Below are 19,824 nucleotides of genomic sequence, written 5' to 3'. Positions count from 1 at the left end.
CCTCTTACCGCATGGTGTTTTTATAGGCATTTAGAATTTTCTACATTTCAAAACACTGTAGTAACCAAGTGCTAATCGCTTTTAATTGCACAGGAATGACAGAATGTGGCATCGGATACGTTTGCCATTGTACCGAATATCCACCCGCCTCTAGCGCACTCTTCGCTAATAAACCTGCGGATAATGGCACCACATCATCCTGTTCACCGTGCTGATGTAAAATAGGTGTTGTCGCATTGGCGGCACTTAATTGGCTGGGTAATACATCACCCGTCGGTAAATAACAGGAAAGTGCCATAATGCCAGCGAGTTTTTGAGGATAACGTAATCCCGTAAACAGGCTCATCACTCCGCCTTGGCTAAAACCAGCTAAGACGATGCGCTCGCTCGGAATACCAGCCGCGATTTGTTCGTCAATCAAGGCCTGCACACTCTGCTCCGAGGCCATCACGCCCTGCATATCGGCTCTATCGTGCAAATCCATACTTTTAATGTCATACCAAGCGCGCATAATGTAGCCGCCGTTGATGGTCACCGCTTGCTCAGGTGCGTGGGGAAAGATAAAGCGAATACTGTGTCCCGCTGGCAAGCCTAATGCTGGAACTACAGGTGCAAACCCGGCACCCGAGTCCCCTAAACCGTGTAACCAAATCACCGCCGCCGTCGCCTCAACTTGAGGCTCAATCACAATACGTTCAAGTGTCATACTGACAAATCCCTTATAAATCAAAAGTTATTATTCTCGCCCCGCGAGCGCTTTACAGATAATCAATGCCGAGGAGGGCTTGCAATGCGTCGAGCTGATTTGTGTTATCTAATTTAATGCTCCAACGCACGCCGCCGCCATTGGCGATGATCATCGGGGGCTCCAGCCTAAGGCTGATGTCTTCGGCCGCGGCTTGAAGCACCACATTGGCCATGTTCAGCCGGATCTGCACTTCAAATTCAGTGGCAATCAACTTACCCTGAGAAAATTCCACTAGCATAGCAATTCCGCTCTCGTGATAGTCACTGTTAAAACGCGCCATGATAGCAAAGTTATTTCGCCAAGGATGAACTTTTAAACTCGCACTACCGTTGATCACAGACACGCCATAGGTTGAGCAAGCTTAGGTCTACCCATCGACATAAAATCTACATCGCTCGGTTTGAGTGCGCTTACGTCAAATCCTTATCCGCTCGGCATAGACTCTTAGCCAAGCCATTTAGCAATGGTAATCCCACAGTCTAGATAAAGTTTAATTACATTTTAGTGTCAGCTAAAGTGCCCAAAGCAGAGCAGTTCGAGTAAAATCCCGCATCTGCGATGCAAGCCCGCTCACGGCTAGTACGCTTTACGCCATAACAAGAATCACAACACTGGGTGGTTATATGTTTTTATCCCGTCGTACCCTCATTAGCAGCGCACTCTTGATGCTGCTGCCATTAGTACAATATGCCAATGCGGCCAATGCCTTACCGAATACGAGCCTAGCCAGCGTCACCGCCAGCCAAATGTACTCTGTCACCGATGAGCTGACCTTTGCCAATTACCAGCAAGTGAGCATTCATCACATCGCATTGGCATTAAACGTAGATTTTGCGCAGCAGCAACTCTCGGGGGACGCGATTCTCGAACTGGATTGGCATCAGACCGGAAAAGTGCTGGTGCTCGATACACGTGACCTTACGATTAACAGTGTCAGCATGTTAAATGCAAACGGCCAATGGCAATCCGTGCCCTTTAGTTTAGGTGCAGCCGATAAGGTCAAAGGCGCAGCGCTCACCATCAATCTGCCTCAAGAGCGAGTCGCTAAAGTCAAAGTTAATTATCATACCTCCAAGAATCCATCAGGCATTCAATGGCTGACTCCAGAGCAAACCCAAGGTAAGCAATGGCCATTTATGTTTAGCCAAAGCCAAGCCATCCATGCCAGAAGCTGGATCCCACTGCAAGATACGCCCGCAGTGCGCCAAACCTACAGCGCCACTGTCACAGCCAAGCAAGGCATTAATGTCGTGATGAGTGCCGATAGAGAGAGCGTGTCTGCGACGCAAACTCAATTCACTATGCCACAAGCGATTCCAGCCTACTTGATTGCGATTGCCGCAGGACATCTGCAATTTGCCGCCTTAGACGACACCTCAGGCATTTGGGCCGAGCCCGAAATGCTTGCCAAGGCCAGCAAAGAATTTGCCGATACGCCAGAGATGATTGCCATCGCCGCCAAACGCTACGGCGATTACCGTTGGGGCCGATACGATTTGCTGATCCTTCCGCCAAGTTTCCCCTTCGGTGGGATGGAAAATCCACGTATATCCTTTATTACCCCCACGGTCATCGCGGGAGATAAAAGCCTAGTGAGTTTAATCGCCCACGAGCTGGCCCATTCTTGGTCGGGCAATTTAGTCACTAACGCCACCTGGCGCGATCTCTGGCTCAACGAAGGTTTTACCACCTATGTGGAAAACCGCATTATGGAAGATCTCTATGGCAGCGACCGCGCTCTAATGGAGCAAACCATTGGTTACTCAGAGCTGTTGGCCGAATTAGCCGAGTTACCCGCCAGCGATTCAGTGCTGCATATTGACTTAGGCGATCGCGATCCCGACGATGCCTTTAGCGGCGTCCCCTATGTGAAAGGGCAATTATTTTTGCGCTTCCTCGAGCAAAAATTTGGCCGCGAACGGTTCGACACCTTTGTGAAAAGCTACTTCGATCACTTTGCGTTTCAAAGTATTACCACGGAGCAGTTCCGTAGTTACCTCACGCAGCAGTTATTGCAAAAATATCCCAATATCGTCAGTGAATCTGAAGTGGATACTTGGGTTGAGGGGCAAGGCTTACCCAGCTTTTTAGTGCCGCCGAACTCACACGCCTTCGATGATATCGATGCCCAGCGCCAAGCGTGGTTAGAGGGCAAACGTGATGCCAGCGCGCTAAACACTCAGGGCTGGACTGTGCATCAATGGCTACGCTTTATTAATGAAATGCCAAGGCTAAATCTCACAGAGCAGCAATTAGCCGAGTTAGATAAGGCCTTTCATTTTACTGGCACCCACAATAATGAAATCGCCTTTGCCTGGTATGCCCTCGCCCTCGATAACAGTTATTACAGTGTCCTACCTGCACTGAAACAACATTTAACCGAGATTGGCCGGCGCAGGCTGATTGTGCCTTTGTATCAAAAACTCGCGAGCAGCGAGTACTATGATTGGGCAAAAACCGTTTATTTGGCGGCCCGCAGTGGTTATCACCCACAGACCCAAGCGAGTCTCGATATGATGTTTAGTGATCAACCGCTGGAGCATACCCATTAAGCGGATCGCTTGTTTGGCTTGAGCGCAGGAAAGCCCGTGCTCAAGCCTCGCCACGAAACGTGGGCATAAGTTTAGCGGTGAATCCTTTGCACAAAAACTACGACGCTGATTGCGAGACTTTGATTACGAAGCTGTGATTGCGAGACTGTGATGGAGAGGTTTTGATTACAAAACATGGATTGCAAAACAAAGCATTAGCGCACAAAAAAGCCCAAACCTAGGTTTGGGCTTTTGTTTATTTATCTGGTCGTTATTCCCGGGCACGCCTGCTGTAACAGAGTATTAATGGGAGAAACCACACAGATTAGTGGTGGTGACCGCCTACACCGTGGGCATGACCGTGGGCGATTTCTTCATCGGTCGCATCACGGGCGCCAACCACTTCGATATCGAAGGTTAAGTCACGGCCAGCTAATGGATGGTTAACATCCACAGTCGCCATAAACTTACCCACTTTGACGATAGTCACTTGGCGTTGACCCTGATCAGTATGAACCACAGCCGTCATACCTGGTTTCCACACGCTAGCGCCTAACAGGTGCTTCACTGACACACGTTGCTGCGCCGCTTCGCCTTCGATACGTTGACCATAGGTTTCAGTGCATGGCAGAGTAACAGTGAACTTTTCACCAATCGCTTTACCATTAATCGCATTCTCAACACCTGGCATCATGTTGTCATGGCCATGTAAGTAAGCAATCGGCTCGCGACCTTCGTTCGTCTCGATCACTTCGCCTTTTTCGTCGCGCAGAGTGTAGTTAAACTGCACAACCATATCGTCTTTAATGCTCATCGAATATCCTTTGATTTGCTTCGATTTCAAATGTCGGCCGAGCTTAACAAAACTGGCCTTTGCACTCCACTGTTTTATCCCTGCGATGCCTCACCAAAGCTTAAGCGGCTGCGGATTAGCAGGCCTCGCACCTAAAGTGGCATAGGATTGCGTTAACCATAACCCACTTGCGGCAATATTCGCAGGAAGTACGACACAACCTAAATACTTTAGAGTGAAATCCCCAGTGCGCTAAAGACTTCAGGGCTTGGAAAACCGTCGGCAATCATATTCTTACTGCGCTGGAATGCTTGGATCCCCGCCGAAGAGTTACGCCCAAGTACGCCATCGGGTTTACCGACATCGAAGCCTGATTCATTCAGCTTGGTTTGCAACTGTTTGATTTGCTCGCGACTCAAACGTGGTTGCTCGGGCGGTGCTACTTTTAATGGTTCGCCGCCATTAATTCTATCGGCCAAATGACCGACGGTAATGGCGTAAAATTCAGAGCGGTTCCAACGCATGATCACATTGAAGTTCTCATAGCCTAAAAACGCGGGACCAGTATGACCCGAGGGCAAATACAGCGCCGCCTTCATATCGATGGCGGGTAAAGGCAATCCATTACTTTGCACGACAGATTGCACCGCCCATTGGGATAGCGGCAGCGCCTGTTTGGCGCCAAGGTTTTCATAGCTGAAATTGCGCGGCAATACCACTTCTCGCCCCCAACGCTCATTGCGTTGCCAGCCTAAGTGCTGCAAAAAGTTCGCCGCCGAGGTAAGTGCATCTTCGGTGCTATTCCACAAATCGGCCTTACCGTCACCATCCCCATCGATGGCATATTTTGCATAGGCCGAGGGCATAAACTGGGTGTGCCCCATAGCGCCGGCCCAAGAGCCCACCATAGTACTCTTATCAAAGCCGTATTTTTCTTTTAACTTAAGCGCTTGCATCAGCTCAGTCGTAAAATAGCCACTGCGACGCGGCTCACAGGCCAAGGTAGCAAGGGAATCTAACACGGACATTTTGCCTTTGTAGGAACCGTAGTTAGTCTCAAGCCCCCAGAAAGACAGAATATATTGTGGTGGCACGCCGTATTCCTGCGCCAATTTATCGAGCAGCGCGCGGTGTTTTTTCAGTAAACGGCGTCCTTCATTCACCCGCCAATCGGTCGCCCGCTTGGTAAAATAGTTGTTGAAGGTTTGACTAAACTCGGGCTGAGCTTGGTCAAGCTCAATCACTTTAGGCACAAACTGCAAACTGGCGACTGTGTCTTGGATAGTGGCTTCGGATAAGCCTTCGGTACGTGCGCGCTCCTGTAAGTTAGCTACACAGGTCGGGAATGCCGCAGCATGGGCGGCGATGGTGTCACTGAGCGGCATTTCTTGCACGGCGGCCTGCGTCTCGGCGATCGCAGTTTGAGTATTACCGCCGGAGGTTGGCGCGCTCGAACACGCACTTAAGCTCACACACGCGGCGATGCTGGCGGCAAGATAGGACATTCCTTTCAGTTTGATCAAATCAATTACTCCTACAGTCAGCGCTAAGAATGTATCTTAGCTGAGCGAGGCAAGAGGTGAATAACCCCGAGCCAAGAGAGATACGATATTTAGCCATAAACAGGTTGCAGCTGTGTTGATAGATCAAAAAAACAGGGCAACGGCCAAACATCCACGAAACTATTTTCTCCCCCAGAAAATCAAGTCAGATACTCACCAACAATCAGTAATCCTTATTGGTGCCTCTGCTCGGCACATCCTGACCCATAGCGCCCGCTAACACAATGCTTATCACCACAAATCGCCGGATAAATTCACTTATTGCTCAGTTAACCAACAGCAAAAAAATCTTAGCAAAGAATCCCTTGGACTATCTATCCGTTGCCGTATAATGGACAAGTTAACAGCATACTTCAAAGAGACCTATCATGACTGAAATCAACGCGGCGTTGGCTGGCTTTATCGAAAACGTAAAAGAACATCAAACACTCTGGGGTTTGATGGATGAAACTGGCGAAGGCTGGGTCGTTTGTGACTCGGGCGAGTTCGAAGATACTGATGTTATGCCTTTATGGTCGAGTGAAGCGCAGGCAAAGTCTCACTGCACCGAAGAGTGGAAAGACTACCAAGCGGTGGCCATTAGCCTCGAAGAATTCCTCGAGTACTGGGTATCGGATCTCAACGATGATGGCGTGTTGATTGGTGTTGATTGGCAGAGTGATGAAGACTGCTTAGAGTTAGATCCTATCGTTCTGGCGAAAGATTTAGTTGATGTTGAAGAGGTTTAATTCCATCAACCAAAACAGCATGTTTAAGGCATCAAGGGCTGAGGTATTGAGCCCTTGATGTCCGCTTTCCCTTGTATCGACATTCCCTTCGATAAACGTCACCTCTGTTGGTTTTGCGGCGAGCCCTGCAAAGACAGATTGGAATATCAAGCAGAGTCACATGCGCCCCACCCGGCTTTAGCCGTCCCTTGCTGCGCCGAATGCTTAAAACTTGCTAAAAAGCACACCTTAACCTCTATCTGGGATTGCCGTGTGGCGGTTAAAGATGCCCTAATGACCATTTATGCCAAGCACTTAGCCATTGGGATTAATTGGACGGAGGAAGAGCTAGCCGAGTCTGAGTTTTCCTGCAAAGTGTTTGAAGGCTTTAAAAAAAGCGCTTGGATGATGTATCAAATTGCCCGCGACAGGATTAATTTTCCGGGCTGGCCGATACAACTTGAAGGCGTTGAACTCGAATGCCAGTTAGACAGTACTCGCTTTGAGTTTGATGGGGTGACTTACACCTCTTTACCCGCGGCGATTCACTACTACAGCCAGCAATTCTGCTTAGATCCCGTATTTTTTGCCGAGCTTATTCGGTTAGTCGGTAGGCAGAGATTTAACTATGCTCTAAGGCTTGCGCGGATCCATATCGCCGCCGCCAAAGAGATGAAGCGCCAAGTCCTTGCCGATGTCAAAGCCGAACTCAGCCAATAATTCGTATCGCGGTAAGTCATTCGAATTGCGGCAAATAGCCACAATCGCAAATCAAAATCTAAAGTCTGTTGCTAAAATCGGGCACCGAAAATAACCAGGCCGCCAATCGCAGGTTGCTCAGTCGGCCTATGGGTTTCAACCTGTTATTGAGCAATCAACTAAATCAGTGGCGTTATTTGCCGATAACTTGTTTTAATCTGTCCTGCACCACTTCCACCAGCAAGTCGGGCTGGAACTTAGAAATAAACCTGTCGCAGCCAACCTTCTCCACCATCGCATTGTTAAAGCTACCGCTGAGCGAAGTGTTTAAGGTGATAAATAAGTCCGCCATCGCCTTATCGTTACGCACTTCATAGGTCAGCTTGTAGCCGTCCATCTCCGGCATTTCAGCATCGGTTATCATCATCAAAAGCTCTTTGGCGACATTTTTGCCTTCATCACGCCATTTTTGCAGTAAATGCAATGCTTGTAGACCATCGGATGCTTCAATGATTTCGATCCCGAGTTGGCCTAAGGTCTCACGCACTTGGCGCCTTGCAGTCGACGAGTCATCGACAATCAGTACCTTTCTGCCTGGCATTTTATCTAACAGACTTTCATCCAACACCCCTTCAGAAAGACGAACATCATAATGGATGATTTCTGCAAGAACTTTCTCAACATCAATAATCGACACTAATTGCGACTGACCTTGATACTCAATACGCGTGATAGCGGTAAGATAATTATTACGCCCTGCCGTTTTGGGCGGTGGCATAATATCGCTCCAGGTCATGTTGATAATGTGCTCGACCTTACCAACTAAAAAGCCCTGCACGCTGCGGTTATATTCGGTGATGATCATATTGGCATCATCTCCTGGAGGCACAGTTTTAAAGCCGATAGCTGAACGTAGGTCAATCACCGGAATCGACATACCACGAATATTGGCTACCCCAAAAATATGTGGATGACTACCAGGCATGGCATTCAAAGGTGGCAATTTTACAACTTCTTTCACCTTAAAGACGTTAATTGCAAATAACTGCATGGAGTTAATCCGGAACAGCAACAGCTCTAGTCGATTCTCACCGACAAGATTGGTGCGTTGGTCTACCGTTGCCAATACATTTGCCATAATGCTGCTTCTCTACTCTGGAGGAAAAAAATTCCCTCAGCTGCTAAGGATTAAGCAAATTATAGCGGTAAACTTGCAATGAGAACCATGTGACATGTCGATTTTATCTAAAAATTACAATCACTCTGATAGCTAAATGATGATATTTTTGCTTGTTTCACCATTTCTGCCAGAATCGGGGCATCAAACTCGCTATGTGAACTGACAATCTTACCCTTTGGATTTAAGCAAGGCTTTTTTGAGCCAATACCATGCCACTTAGATTGAACAGATTTCTATCGCATAAAATGTTAAATCCCGCCTGACGCATTCCAGATAACCACTCTTGGTGGTTAAAGCGATTCTGCTGTGGATGTTCAAATAGTTTTCGACTCAAGGGATTACAAATAGCTGCACGGTATAAATCTTCCACCACAAAATAGCCATTAGGCTTGAGTACCCTTGCCACTTCAGCAATTGCTGCTTGCCAATCAGGAATATGGTGAAACACAGCAAAGTTGAACACAACGTCAAACTGTGAGTCTGCAAAAGGTAATGAAGTAGCATCGGCAACGGTAAAATCCAGTTGTTTCAGCCCATGGGGTGACTCTTGCCAACGTGCCTTTGCGGCAGCGATCATCTCGGGATCAAGATCGACGGCAGTGACATGCTCTGCACCAAAATGGTCACGGATCAACTGAATGCCATTACCAAAACCACAACCAATTTCAAGGGCCTGTCGTATATCAGGATGCGGCTTTGGCATCATTGAGGTCAGTAACGGCGCTTCGATATGATTTTGTAACCAAAAGCGCAGTGGATGTTGAACTAACTTTTTCTCGAATGGGTTTAACTTCATTATATCCCCTTATATGAGTAGCTTATTAGTTGAATCACTGATCAACTTCTGATTATGGTACGTAATGATATAGACATAAGTTCATCTGAGGCCACTATGAAATTACCTCTTTTTCCTTTGCCCATTTGTCTACTGCCAGAGGGATATACTCAGTTACGTATTTTTGAGCCACGCTATAAACGCTTGGTGGCTGAATCGCTCAAATCTGGTGAAGGCTTTGGCTTGTGCATGACGTCTGAAGAAGGGAAAACCCTATATCCTATCGGAACGCTAGCGCATATCATTGATTTTGAAACCTTACCCGATGGTATGCTCGGGATAAGTATTCAAGGGAAACAACGTTTTACCCTAGGTGAAATTGCTGTAGAACCTGATGGCTTAAAGCGCGCTGAAGTTAACCTTATTGATAATTGGCCAACGGCAGCAATCGAAGAGGATGAACGTTACTTGAGTGAAATGCTGCAAAACATACTAAAAGAGTACCCGCAACACCTTCAGCATTATCAAGTAGAGCAATTTGAGGATATTACGTGGGTATGTCAGCGCTGGTTAGAGATCTTACCCGTACAAGCGGCTGAAAAGTACACTTGTATCAATGCATTGGATCATCAATTAACGCTGGATTTATTACGCACAGTTATTAACTAAATTTGAGTGATCCATCATCTCACTCACTACGTATTGCTCCCTATGCTTATCGAATATCGACCGTAAAGAGATATCTTTTGTGATGTTCTTGCTGGATTGAACCTTAAGTAAAGAGCCGAATAATGGAAAATTTTCAATCACATTTAGCGCAAAATCGCTATGATAGGCAGTTATCATCCCCTATCGATATGGCTATGGAAAACGACCACACAATTTCGACAGCCAACGCGCCAAGTACAGAAACGGATCCTTTGACTAACGCACTTGTAAAAGTTGCGAATCAAAGGGATAAGGCCGCCTTTGCAGCCTTGTTCAGACACTTTATGCCCAAGATCCGAGCATTTGGTTTGCAAAGATTAAATCAACAGGGTCTTGCCATGGACCTAGTGCAAGAAACCATGACACTTGTTTGGACTAAAGCCCATTTATACAACGCAGACAAAGGCTCGGTAACGACTTGGGTATTTACCATTATGCGCAATCAGTGTTTCGATATGCTCAGACGTATTCAACACAACCGTGAAGATGCCTTTGGTGATGATATTTGGCCAATTTACGATGTTGCTGTAAATCAAGAAGACAATAAAGATCATAAATTTACTGCAAAACTACTTGCACATTTGGATGCCCTTCCCCTTGCACAACGTCAAGTGGTTCAAGGAATTTATATGCAAGAGCTCACGCAACAAGAATTAGCTGATGCCTTAAAAGTCCCGATTGGTACGATAAAGTCGCGACTCAGATTGGGGTTAGAAAAGCTGAAAAGCTTTTTGGAGACACAACATGATTAAACATCATCCCCATACCGATTTATTATTAGCCCATGCACAAGGTGAATTACCTTTGTCCATGTCCATCGCAGTTGCAGCTCACTGTGCCCTATGCCATGAGTGCCAATCTCTCGTTAGCCGATATACAGATCAAGCGGCCGAACGCGCATTTTTAGCACCTAGCGAAGCCACTATTGAAAATGGAACAAGCGAAACCGATTCACCACAAGATGACGCTTGGTTGCAAATGCTATCGCACATTATGGCCTTGCCGGATGCCGTGCAGCAAGAAGCTGACCATTCTGTCAGTCCGACAGTTACTGTTAATCACAAAAATGTGCGTTATGAAATACCTAGAGTATTTCGCCAACATATTGCCCATCCATGGCAACAGATTGGTAAAGTGAGCAGAATGCGCTTTGATGTGGATGAAAATAATACCCGTGCGAGCCTCTTACATATTGATGCCCAGGGTGAAATCCCACAACATACCCATAAGGGATATGAACTTACCTTGCTATTAGCTGGCGAGTTTTCAGATCTACACGGCCATTATGTTCCCGGTGATTTCATTATACTGGATGGTAACACTCAACATTCACCCATTACGAAATCCGGATGTCTCTGCTACACCGTATTAGATGCACCGCTATATTTCACTAAAGGGCTCAGTAAATTATTGAATCCGATTGGAGAGCTCATTTATTAAATTGATCAATGACCAAACTAAAAAATAAAACATATACGCAACAATTCATGCAACATTAAAACACCGATATTTCCTGCTGAGTAAAAAATAAACTTGCCAGCGGGAAATTTGCTGTTATACTGCGCAGCGTTTTGAGAAGTATCTTGTCGTTATCCTTTTTATATCGGTTTGTACATTGCCAAAAGTAATCGCAAACATGATCCTCACAAAGAAAGCCTACTTCAAGTAAGTCCCACAAAAATAATGAGTTAATGATTTTTAGCGTCGACTCAAAAACCGTGAACTATTTAATTCAGTCAATGTCATAGTATTGTCATTTTACTATGGTCAACTGGACTAATTGAGATATTCCATTGACATAATCGTTGATTTGCATTAGTTATCATTAACGCATCTCTTGATTAATGCTCTTGGAATGGGTAACCTCAAGACACATTAGTATCATCTTTCGCAACTATGCTAAGGATATTTTATTGTTATAACTTACTCACCTCAGGGTGAATTTAATTAAAAGGAGTGTGGCCTATGTCATACAAAATTAACGGACATGAAATTACAGTGAACTTTCCTGTAGATTCTATTTCAGTCAACAAAACCTCAATTGCTTTTACTGATAGACAAGGTAAAAATAAGCAGACTTTTTCAAAGCGCACCGAAGCCTTAAACTTTATGAAATGGCTATTATCGGCGAATAAATAAGTCTATATTCGTACTCCTTCGAGTATCAACAACAGTATTTAGGTTTATTCGGTTCCCATTTTCCTCACTATACCGAAGCCTAGTTGCTGCACAAGATAGCTTAATATCACGATTCGCTATCCCTCTTCACGTCGATATGACGAACTCGTTTGGTTCAGCCAGTATCTCGCTCACATAGATACACGCTGAACCAAATGTGTATTAATCTAGATCAAACCAATCCTCTTTAGCTTCTGCTAATATCTTCACAATTTCCTTTTGTGCAGTATTCTTATGTCAAAACCGAATACCAAAACCGCTATGCAACAGCTTATTGCTCAAATCCAGCAAGCAATTCCGCTGAACTTAAATGAAGCGCAAATGTGCCAAGGTGAGTGTTTAGGGTGCTCTAAAAAAATGCTTGAAATGTTGGATGCGGAAATCAGCTATTGGCAATACACTGATACAAGACCTGGCCTAAAGGACTTAAAACACCTCGAAAATATTGGTCTTCGAACTTATAAAATACTTAAACGAAACAAGCTAATCTCTTAGGTTTTCACCATTTAATTATGTTTGACTCGCCCATTTCGCAATAACTGCGCCATAACATCCTAACTTGTGAAAGTTGACTGGCAAGCGTATTCACATAAAAACGCATTGCCAGCCTATTCTTTTTCCGACTATCGATAGTGATTTAGATGGTTTAATACAGTAAAACTTCAAACCATAAGCTGCCGGCTCAGCGACGAGATGCCACTAATCTTGCACGAATATCCGCCAGAGAATATTCCATTAATAATTCTCCATCGGCAAATACGGGAACAAACTCGCAATTGTTAACGTCTTGCCAGCTCGCTTGGTCTTTAAGATAGAACTGACCTTGCGCATCTTTAAATACAGCCACTAATCCCTTAGCAGATTTTTTAGTGCCGTCATCGGTTTTAGGATCTTTAAAGATTTCTCTGTCTTTGCCATCGACTTTTGCAAAGGTTGCTTTCACAGCATAACCGTCAGTATCTCGGGTCACGTGTTGATAGGTAAAACTACCAATCCCAAACACGATATTTGTCGAAGCAAAACCTTTAGCCTTTAAGCCTGCGCAGATAACTTCAGCACGTTCAATTGTGATTGAATCGCCATAAATCAGTCCGACATGGCTATCAAGTAATTTATAACCTTTGGCTGTTGTACTGCCTCCAAAGACGTCCCACAGACACTCAATAGCGCCTTTATATTCGGGACTCCCGATGGGTGCTTGTGGATCGCCACAAATGATCTTAACAGGACACCCGGTATCAGGTCTAAACACCACTTTGCCCTCACGGGCAAGAATCCGGTCTTTTAACGCAATCGTGAACTCTGTCATCACCTGCCAAAAATCCCAAGAATCAGAAACGATACTCACAATGCCGCTAGGGTAAATATCTTCTATCAAACGGCGGAACGTCTCTAATTCGTTCTCCATGCCACCTGCACACATCACGCTATGCTCAGTTGCAGCCACACTGCCACCGACAAGTTCTTTATCACTATCAGCAAGGTAATATTGTTCAAGAAAATCAATTGCAGGGATAGTATCAGTGCCTGTAAAACTGAGTAAATGAGCGGCGCCGCTCATAACCGCAGCCTCAGCTCCGAACATGCCGCGGAAACTAAAATCATGGCCCTGCCAATCAACAAAACCTATGTCGCCATCGGTTTCTAGCGCGTAAGCCTCAAATATTTTGCGGTAATGCAACGCGGTAGTGGCGCTAGTACACATTCCCCAAACATTTGCAGAAAGAATGGTTTCGAGGTAATTAGTCAACCAAAAGAACCGCTCATCGGTATTGTACAAAACCAAGCAAGGCACTTTTAATGGATACACAGAACCTTCCGGCAATGCCATGATTTTTATTGGTAAATAACCTAAATCATGCAACTCCTCAATATGCTGAGTACCGACATTATTTGGTCCAAGATAGTTATTAATACGGCGGGAGAATTGGCGGATCACTTGCTCTTTGGGCTGCAGAAAGAAATCGCGGTTCCAACTGTCAATTAAGTAATGCTTGATAAAATACTGCAGACCAAAAAACACCATTTGATCTGTATAACCACGACGGGATTTACGGGCGGTCAAGTTACTAAAAATCACTTGAGTATTATCGGGATATTGACGACGGTGGTCGACTTTGTAGCCATCAATGGCGGTAACGGGATTCAAATACATCATATTTTCCTTAATAATTCATATAACTCAAAACAGCATGGCAATCACAGAACTCGCTCGAAATATGTGTGGGAGTGCCTAAACTATCTGTACAAAATAACCTATCTATACCCGCATCACGCAGGGCTAACTCGTTGGCCTTATCTTCATAATGTGAAACAATCAAAATGACGCTTTGGGCCCCCTTCTGCTTTAACTTAATGGCAAGTTCAATAAAGGTTCTGCCACCCGCGCAAATATCATCGACGATTAAGCAGGTTTTACCCGATAAATCATCACAGAACACTTCGGTGGCAATAATATGACCATTGACCACATCACGATGTTTGTCGGCCCTGATCACTGGCATTCCTTTTAACGCCTTAGCTAAGCCGAATACTTTCTTATTCGCTCCTGCATCGGGTGACACTAGCACTAGCTCACCGGTTAATTGGGCGGCTATCGCGGCGACAAAGCTATGGTTATCGATTACCTGTACTCGGTCTAATAATGCGGCAGTGACATCGCTGTGCGGGTCAAAAACGCTGACTGAAGCATATTGCTGCTGATTAATTAGACTAGCATAGACTTTTACCGATAAGGCCTCGCCCACATTACAGACTCTATCTTGACGGGCTCCAGGCATATAAGGCAGTAAAAGGTCGATCTGCTCTGCACCGCTACGGCGTAATGCATCAGTTAACAACAAGAGCTGGATCATGGAATGATCACCGCGATATCCAAAATAGATTGTGACGCGTTTCGCTGGAGAGACCAGCAGTTGAACATGATTCTCCCCTGCACCAAATTGAAATAAACGGTAGTGATTTTCATCGCTAGCGGCAGGGAGTCGATAAAAATTAGCCTGCTGATGTGATGGGTTAACTGCGCCTTGATACGTTTGAATGCCTAGAGACATATGCACCTCCTGTCTATGCAAGATTGCTGCAATATACAGCACTCTTGTTGTGCCACGAACAAATAATGTCTTATAGACACTAATGTGTAAAGTTGATTTTTAGACTATTTTTTACGGGATAACGGTAAGAGATAGACCTAAATTGCATATAATGTCTTTAAGACACTATATGAAATTTAGCAATGATAATGGGGAAATGGGTATCGAAAAGTAAAGAATGGACGTATTACGGCAACATCGGCGGCTACATAACCCTGATAATTCATGCTGCTGCACAAACAGTCTCTATTATTGCTCTGGGTAACAGCTTTAAGTGGCCAGCACAGCTAACATTCTAGATTTCTTAAGAATCGATAGGATGCCGTATCCGACTTCAAACGGTATAAATTGGCTGGACGGCCACGTTCAGTACGTTTTAAGCCCGTATCAATCAATAAATCGGCCTGTTCCACTCGCCGACGGAAGGATTTCCCTTGAATAGGCTTACCCAGCAAGACTTCATGTACATGCTGCAGTTCTGGCAAAGTGAAGGGTTCTGAGAGTGCAAAGCCTGGCACTAAGGAATATAAGGCTTTCTGGGTTAAACGTTCGCGCGCTTGCTTGATTAACTGCAAATGATCAAACGCTAAGGGCATCTGTAACACATCCTCTAATGGCCACCACTTAGCATCACTCACCGAATCAATCTGAATTTGGCAGGCTTGGTAACTCATCAACGCGGTATAACACACAGTCACCGACCAGCCTCGCATATCGCGATGACGATTACCAACAGTACAAAGTTGTTCAATATAAGGCGGCACTACTGCCGTTTTTTCCTGCAATTTGCGTAACACCGCTTCCTCAAGGGATTGGTCGCAAAGTTCGTCAATAAACCCTCCAGGTAATCCCCAAAAACCTAAAAAAGGATGATTTGAGCGTTGCACTAAGAGTACTTTAAGTTGCTGATCATGATAGGTAAACAATACGGCATCAACCGTCAGTAGCTGAGCCTTAAAAGCCTTAGGATCGTAATTGGCGAGATATTCTGCTTCAGTCATTAGTATTCCCCATAGTGCAACTTCATTAGCTTAACTTAGGCGTATCCTAGCTTCAAACACATTATGTCTTAGCGTCACTAAGTAAATCATCTGCTCTATAGGGTCGTGCGACTTTTACCAAATTTACGCTGATAACGTGGCAACATGGTTTCATTCCCGAGTAAGCCACCTTGATGGATATACATCACAGGACTTGCGCCCCACTGCGGTAAAAACTTTTCTAACACCATAAAACCTAAGGGATCGTAGAGTAATTCAAACTGCACATCACTGGCATTGATTCGCTGCCACATGGCATAAAACTCAGGATAGAGTTTACCAAAGTGGTATTTCTTCCCCACATTCAAAATCTGTGGATGCTCAGCTGCGTTAGGATTTAACTCATAAAACTGCTGCGCTAAATACTCATCGCCACCGACAACCGCGCAGGTAAGCACTTGAATATCTATTTGCTGACGCACAAAATACTGATTTAAAAAAAGCGCCGTCGTTCCAGTGCCTGCAGGTAAAAAAACCTTTAACTCGCTCATCCCCTGCTGCATTGCCCACGTTTCAATTTCGGTAGCTAACTGGCTAACACCATACTCCGCATACTGGCAGCGCCCACCCTCGGGAACAAACAAAGCGTTAGGCTCTGCAGGCAAGACTTGCTGCTCAATATAATCTTGGCAAGTCCACTTAGGCTCACGATGAAGAGAAGGATTAGCAGCAATCAGGCTTGATAAATCAATGACACGCGTACCATTAGCAATAGCAGCGGCATAGTTGCCCGTCGGCAACGTACGAACATGGTTAGCGATATGATCGACATAAAAATCGCACAGCCAGCCTTTCAGTTTGGCGAGCGCCGATAATGAATACAGTGAGTTGGCCTGCGCAGAGCCATAGCCTATAACCTTAGTCATCCCCGCAAACTCATGGTCTAAAAAATAAGCAAACTTACGCGCCTTATTGCCACTAAACGCAGGATGCAATAGATCGTCTCGTTTGAGAAATATCTCGCGTCCAGCGAAGGAAAAAGACTCAACTGGGCTGTTAGAGAGCAGGCTATGAGTCAACTGGCTATTAGATAACATGGATATACTCGAAGTAAACAAGGGCTGTAGTGTACCGCGAGCTTGTCAACATCGTCCGTATTTATTAAGCATTTTCGCGAAAATCTAGCGAATATCACAAATCCCCACCACAAACAAAACCATTATCTAATTGATATTTAGATAAAATTTTTTTGGCACAATTCTCGCTTACTCCATTTCAGAATCAATTAATGATCCTATGTGTTGGCCAATGCCAATCCAACACAGATTTAAAATGGGTTAAGGAGTATTTAATGTCGCTTTTACGGTTAATTTTCAATATTGCTTGGTTTGTCCTTGGTGGATTTGTGATGGGCCTAGCCTGGTGGCTCGCAGGGATTTTGTGTTTTATCAGTATTATCGGTATTCCCTTTGGTCGAGCCTGCTTTGTGATTGGCGAACTGACCTTCTGGCCTTTTGGGCAAGAACAAATGAATCGACGCCATTTAACTGGCCGTGAGGATCTAGGCACAGGCGCCTTTGGCATGGTAGGCAATATTATTTGGTTCTTGCTGTTTGGCATTTGGTTGGCCATAGGTCATTTAGCCCATGCCCTCGCCTGCTTTGTGACGATTATTGGTATCCCCTTTGGGATCCAACATATTAAGCTCGCGCTATTAAGCCTAACGCCAATTGGGCAAACCATAGTCGCGAAAGCGTAATAGCTATAGTCGAGAAAGCGTAAAAACCATAATCTCTAAGGCGTAAGGCATATCACTCTGCACTACTCAGCCTCACTGGGTAGTGCTGATGTATAGTTAGGCAGCGATTGCACTAATCTTGCTTCGTGATAGTTCCTTTCTTCATCGAGTAAATCAGTGTAATCAGCAAACGGCTCACCCACATCCTGCTCAGGTGAGCAGATGATTTCAAAGAGATAATGCGCCAATTTAGCTGGCGCATCTATAGTGATGTCATGACCACAATAGGCTAAAACAACCAAGTCGACCTTAAAATGTTGTGCCAATGCCTTACTGGTTTGAATATTCACTAAGGCATCACGATCACCCGATAAAATACTCACAGGCACCGACAAAGATGCAGGGCAGCGATAGTGAAATGCCGCCCACAATTGGCGACACGCATTACTAAAATGTGGTGTCGACTCGTGGCGATATCGGCTCCAACGCTCAATCAAGGCAATATCGCGGCGATGGCGATAACTGGTTAAGCGGACAATCGTCGATTCGATGGGATTAAGCTGTCGACCACGGCAACGTTTGAGCCAAGCACTCAGGGCATTCAATCCATTAAATCGTTGATACCAAGGCGATAAGTTAGCCGCGCTGCTATTAAGCACAAACACATGTTTTATCTGCTCCGGGCGCTGTTTAGCCATTTCCATGGCGATCATACCTCCCATAGATAATCCCAGCAGATAAAAGGCTTGTCCCGCTAGCTGTTCATCTAGTTGTTGCCATACCGAGCTGGCATATTCAGCGATAGTTAAAGGACTGGCTTGGTGAGTGAGGATCCCATTGCCAGGTAAATCAGGGGTTAATACTGTGCAACCTCTTTGCCTTAACCTTTGATCAAAACCATTCCAATGGCGTTGATCCCGCATTAAGCCCCTAAGTAATACCCAAGTTGTCATCAAAAACGCTCCCGATACCAAAACTGCTGGGCACTCTGTGCCAATTGCGCGAGATCTTCGGGCGTAAGCCCTTCTAACTCCCGTGCGTACGCCGCCTCCATCAAAAACTGCATTAGCACTGTGTGCCGACGTAAAATCCTGTGGTGCCTGTGTGTTTTTTGCGGGTTAAAGAAGCCCGCAAAATTAAATATTTGCCTTGGATTTTTCTTAATCCATGCCCAAGAACCCATCTCTAAGGTCAAAGGCAGGAATGGAATATTGGCTTGAGGATCTTGGATATGATGCTGGCGATATAAATAATCCCAAATATCACCATGGGTGCGATAAAACTGGCTCTGGGGTGCAAGCCGATAGTGGCCATGATGGGGGTAACTGGCTTCAAACAATTGTTTTAAGTGAAAAATAAAATGCGCATTTTCAAAGGACGCGCGCGTATGAGCATAGGGAAACCAGATATGATCCGTCAAACCAAAGCCTGAATGCGCATCGAGGGAGATAAGACTAGTGCTTTGTCTAAGCAATTGTTGCACATAGGCCACCAGCCCCGCGGTTTCAAGCTCCATCCCGCCAAGGCCACGAAACCAAGGCAGCTTGGAGGAAAGCCGCTGCCCTCCAACCATAAAAGACACTTTTTCCCGGGACTCTATCGGCGCGTTGCGCATCAAGTCGACCTGATTACCATTACCGCGACTCCCCAGCAATAAACCGACCGGATTCACCACAGGCACAAAGGCTAAACGGATCTCAGTCAATAACTGTTGTAGGTGTTTATCCCAAGTTAAGCGCTGCAACAGGCTGTTAAGTAAGGCTAAAATCACTTGGGAGCCAATCCGCTCCACCCCATGCACGCCGCCCACAAATAGCACGGTAGGACACGGGCGCTCGGTAAGGCCTAGCTCGACACTGTAAAGTGGAAAATGTTGATGCCGGAATGGGATGTCTGCGAGGATCTGATATTTGAGCTTAAAATGATGACTATCAATGAGTTGCGATAGTGTATCTAACTCAAAAGGAATATTGTTCATATCATCCTAGACAATGAAATGAGTGTCGATTCATAGGCCTAGTGATATTACTAACGAACCACGACAAATTTATGACAACAGATATTTTGTTGCTAAACAAAGCATAAAAGCATATCGAGAAGGAATTTTGTTCATTCAGACAAGATAAACGAGGA

At 45.4% G+C, this 19,824-nt stretch carries 21 protein-coding genes; 9 read left to right on the top strand and 12 right to left on the bottom strand.

The genetic code is table 11. The features are described 5' to 3' along the window. Positions 1–40: 40 nt before the first annotated feature. Positions 41–706 (bottom strand): alpha/beta hydrolase, encoded by a 666-nt coding sequence (locus SHD_RS02590; protein WP_023265716.1) that lies wholly within the window; start codon positions 704–706, stop codon positions 41–43. A gap of 52 nt (positions 707–758) precedes the next feature. After that, on the bottom strand, positions 759–986 hold the full coding sequence (locus SHD_RS02585) for a DUF3389 domain-containing protein (RefSeq protein WP_039977262.1): 228 nt from the start codon (positions 984–986) through the stop codon (positions 759–761). Positions 987–1,371: 385 nt separating this feature from the next. On the opposite strand from SHD_RS02585, the gene SHD_RS02580 reads away from it, so the two are divergent. Further along, complete coding sequence (locus tag SHD_RS02580) at positions 1,372–3,300, top strand: M1 family metallopeptidase (protein WP_023265714.1); 1,929 nt, start codon at positions 1,372–1,374, stop codon at positions 3,298–3,300. A gap of 304 nt (positions 3,301–3,604) precedes the next feature. Here SHD_RS02580 and SHD_RS02575 read toward each other — a convergent pair whose 3' ends face one another. Beyond that, on the bottom strand, positions 3,605–4,093 hold the full coding sequence (locus tag SHD_RS02575) for an FKBP-type peptidyl-prolyl cis-trans isomerase (RefSeq protein WP_011623029.1): 489 nt from the start codon (positions 4,091–4,093) through the stop codon (positions 3,605–3,607). 209 nt (positions 4,094–4,302) lie between these two features. After that, positions 4,303–5,595: a lytic murein transglycosylase gene (locus tag SHD_RS02570; RefSeq protein WP_039977256.1), complete on the bottom strand. Its 1,293-nt coding sequence runs from the start codon at positions 5,593–5,595 to the stop codon at positions 4,303–4,305. Between the two features lie 407 nt (positions 5,596–6,002). Between SHD_RS02570 and SHD_RS02565 the strand changes: the two genes are divergently transcribed. Together SHD_RS02565 and SHD_RS02560 are read left to right on the top strand one after the other, a co-directional pair. Continuing rightward, positions 6,003–6,362 (top strand): DUF2750 domain-containing protein, encoded by a 360-nt coding sequence (locus SHD_RS02565; RefSeq protein WP_011072081.1) that lies wholly within the window; start codon positions 6,003–6,005, stop codon positions 6,360–6,362. 57 nt (positions 6,363–6,419) lie between these two features. Continuing rightward, positions 6,420–7,061, top strand: coding sequence for a hypothetical protein (locus tag SHD_RS02560; protein ID WP_023265712.1), 642 nt, complete (start codon positions 6,420–6,422; stop codon positions 7,059–7,061). Between the two features lie 172 nt (positions 7,062–7,233). Here SHD_RS02560 and SHD_RS02555 read toward each other — a convergent pair whose 3' ends face one another. Both SHD_RS02555 and SHD_RS02550 read right to left on the bottom strand, forming a co-directional pair. Further along, positions 7,234–8,178 carry a chemotaxis protein CheV gene (locus tag SHD_RS02555; protein WP_023265711.1) on the bottom strand — a complete coding sequence of 315 codons (945 nt, stop codon included), beginning with the start codon at positions 8,176–8,178 and terminating at the stop codon, positions 7,234–7,236. Between the two features lie 223 nt (positions 8,179–8,401). Then, positions 8,402–9,016 carry a class I SAM-dependent methyltransferase gene (locus tag SHD_RS02550; RefSeq protein WP_023265710.1) on the bottom strand — a complete coding sequence of 205 codons (615 nt, stop codon included), beginning with the start codon at positions 9,014–9,016 and terminating at the stop codon, positions 8,402–8,404. A gap of 96 nt (positions 9,017–9,112) precedes the next feature. Between SHD_RS02550 and SHD_RS02545 the strand changes: the two genes are divergently transcribed. The 5 genes from SHD_RS02545 (at position 9,113) to SHD_RS02525 (ending at position 12,376) form a co-directional block, all read left to right on the top strand. Next, a complete protein-coding gene (locus SHD_RS02545; RefSeq protein ID WP_023265709.1) occupies positions 9,113–9,664 on the top strand; it encodes an LON peptidase substrate-binding domain-containing protein in 552 nt (183 codons plus the stop codon). Positions 9,665–9,786: 122 nt separating this feature from the next. Next, positions 9,787–10,455: a sigma-70 family RNA polymerase sigma factor gene (locus SHD_RS02540; protein ID WP_023265708.1), complete on the top strand. Its 669-nt coding sequence runs from the start codon at positions 9,787–9,789 to the stop codon at positions 10,453–10,455. Continuing rightward, a complete protein-coding gene (locus SHD_RS02535) occupies positions 10,448–11,143 on the top strand; it encodes a ChrR family anti-sigma-E factor (protein ID WP_023265707.1) in 696 nt (231 codons plus the stop codon). The genes SHD_RS02540 and SHD_RS02535 overlap by 8 nt, the downstream gene beginning before the upstream one ends. 525 nt (positions 11,144–11,668) lie before the next feature. After that, positions 11,669–11,842 carry a hypothetical protein gene (locus SHD_RS22005; protein ID WP_023265706.1) on the top strand — a complete coding sequence of 58 codons (174 nt, stop codon included), beginning with the start codon at positions 11,669–11,671 and terminating at the stop codon, positions 11,840–11,842. A gap of 273 nt (positions 11,843–12,115) precedes the next feature. Beyond that, positions 12,116–12,376 (top strand): hypothetical protein, encoded by a 261-nt coding sequence (locus SHD_RS02525; RefSeq protein WP_023265705.1) that lies wholly within the window; start codon positions 12,116–12,118, stop codon positions 12,374–12,376. 187 nt (positions 12,377–12,563) lie between these two features. Here SHD_RS02525 and SHD_RS02520 read toward each other — a convergent pair whose 3' ends face one another. The 4 genes from SHD_RS02520 to SHD_RS02505 form a co-directional block, all read right to left on the bottom strand. Continuing rightward, entirely contained in the window at positions 12,564–14,036 is a 1,473-nt protein-coding gene (locus tag SHD_RS02520) for a nicotinate phosphoribosyltransferase (protein WP_023265704.1), read from the bottom strand. Between the two features lie 10 nt (positions 14,037–14,046). After that, complete coding sequence (prs, locus tag SHD_RS02515; protein WP_023265703.1) at positions 14,047–14,934, bottom strand: ribose-phosphate diphosphokinase; 888 nt, start codon at positions 14,932–14,934, stop codon at positions 14,047–14,049. Between the two features lie 326 nt (positions 14,935–15,260). Beyond that, positions 15,261–15,974: an NUDIX hydrolase gene (locus tag SHD_RS02510; protein ID WP_023265701.1), complete on the bottom strand. Its 714-nt coding sequence runs from the start codon at positions 15,972–15,974 to the stop codon at positions 15,261–15,263. A 95-nt stretch (positions 15,975–16,069) separates the two neighbouring features. Then, on the bottom strand, positions 16,070–17,020 hold the full coding sequence (locus SHD_RS02505; RefSeq protein ID WP_039977261.1) for a pyridoxal-phosphate dependent enzyme: 951 nt from the start codon (positions 17,018–17,020) through the stop codon (positions 16,070–16,072). Positions 17,021–17,304: 284 nt separating this feature from the next. Here SHD_RS02505 and SHD_RS02500 point away from each other — a divergent pair, with 284 nt between their 5' ends. Next, positions 17,305–17,712, top strand: coding sequence for a YccF domain-containing protein (locus SHD_RS02500; protein WP_011626453.1), 408 nt, complete (start codon positions 17,305–17,307; stop codon positions 17,710–17,712). A gap of 62 nt (positions 17,713–17,774) precedes the next feature. On the opposite strand, the gene SHD_RS02495 is transcribed toward SHD_RS02500, so the two are convergent. Together SHD_RS02495 and SHD_RS02490 are read right to left on the bottom strand one after the other, a co-directional pair. Then, entirely contained in the window at positions 17,775–18,644 is an 870-nt protein-coding gene (locus tag SHD_RS02495) for an alpha/beta fold hydrolase (protein WP_023265698.1), read from the bottom strand. Further along, positions 18,644–19,669 (bottom strand): M14 family metallopeptidase, encoded by a 1,026-nt coding sequence (locus SHD_RS02490; protein ID WP_023265697.1) that lies wholly within the window; start codon positions 19,667–19,669, stop codon positions 18,644–18,646. Before SHD_RS02490 ends, SHD_RS02495 begins: the two co-directional genes overlap by 1 nt. Between the last annotated feature and the right edge of the window lie 155 nt (positions 19,670–19,824).

This window comes from Shewanella decolorationis S12 (assembly GCF_000485795.1).
In the GTDB taxonomy this organism is placed as follows: domain Bacteria; phylum Pseudomonadota; class Gammaproteobacteria; order Enterobacterales; family Shewanellaceae; genus Shewanella; species Shewanella decolorationis.
Note: the sequence above shows the minus strand (reverse complement) of the source record. Positions and strands in the feature narration are given on the sequence as shown.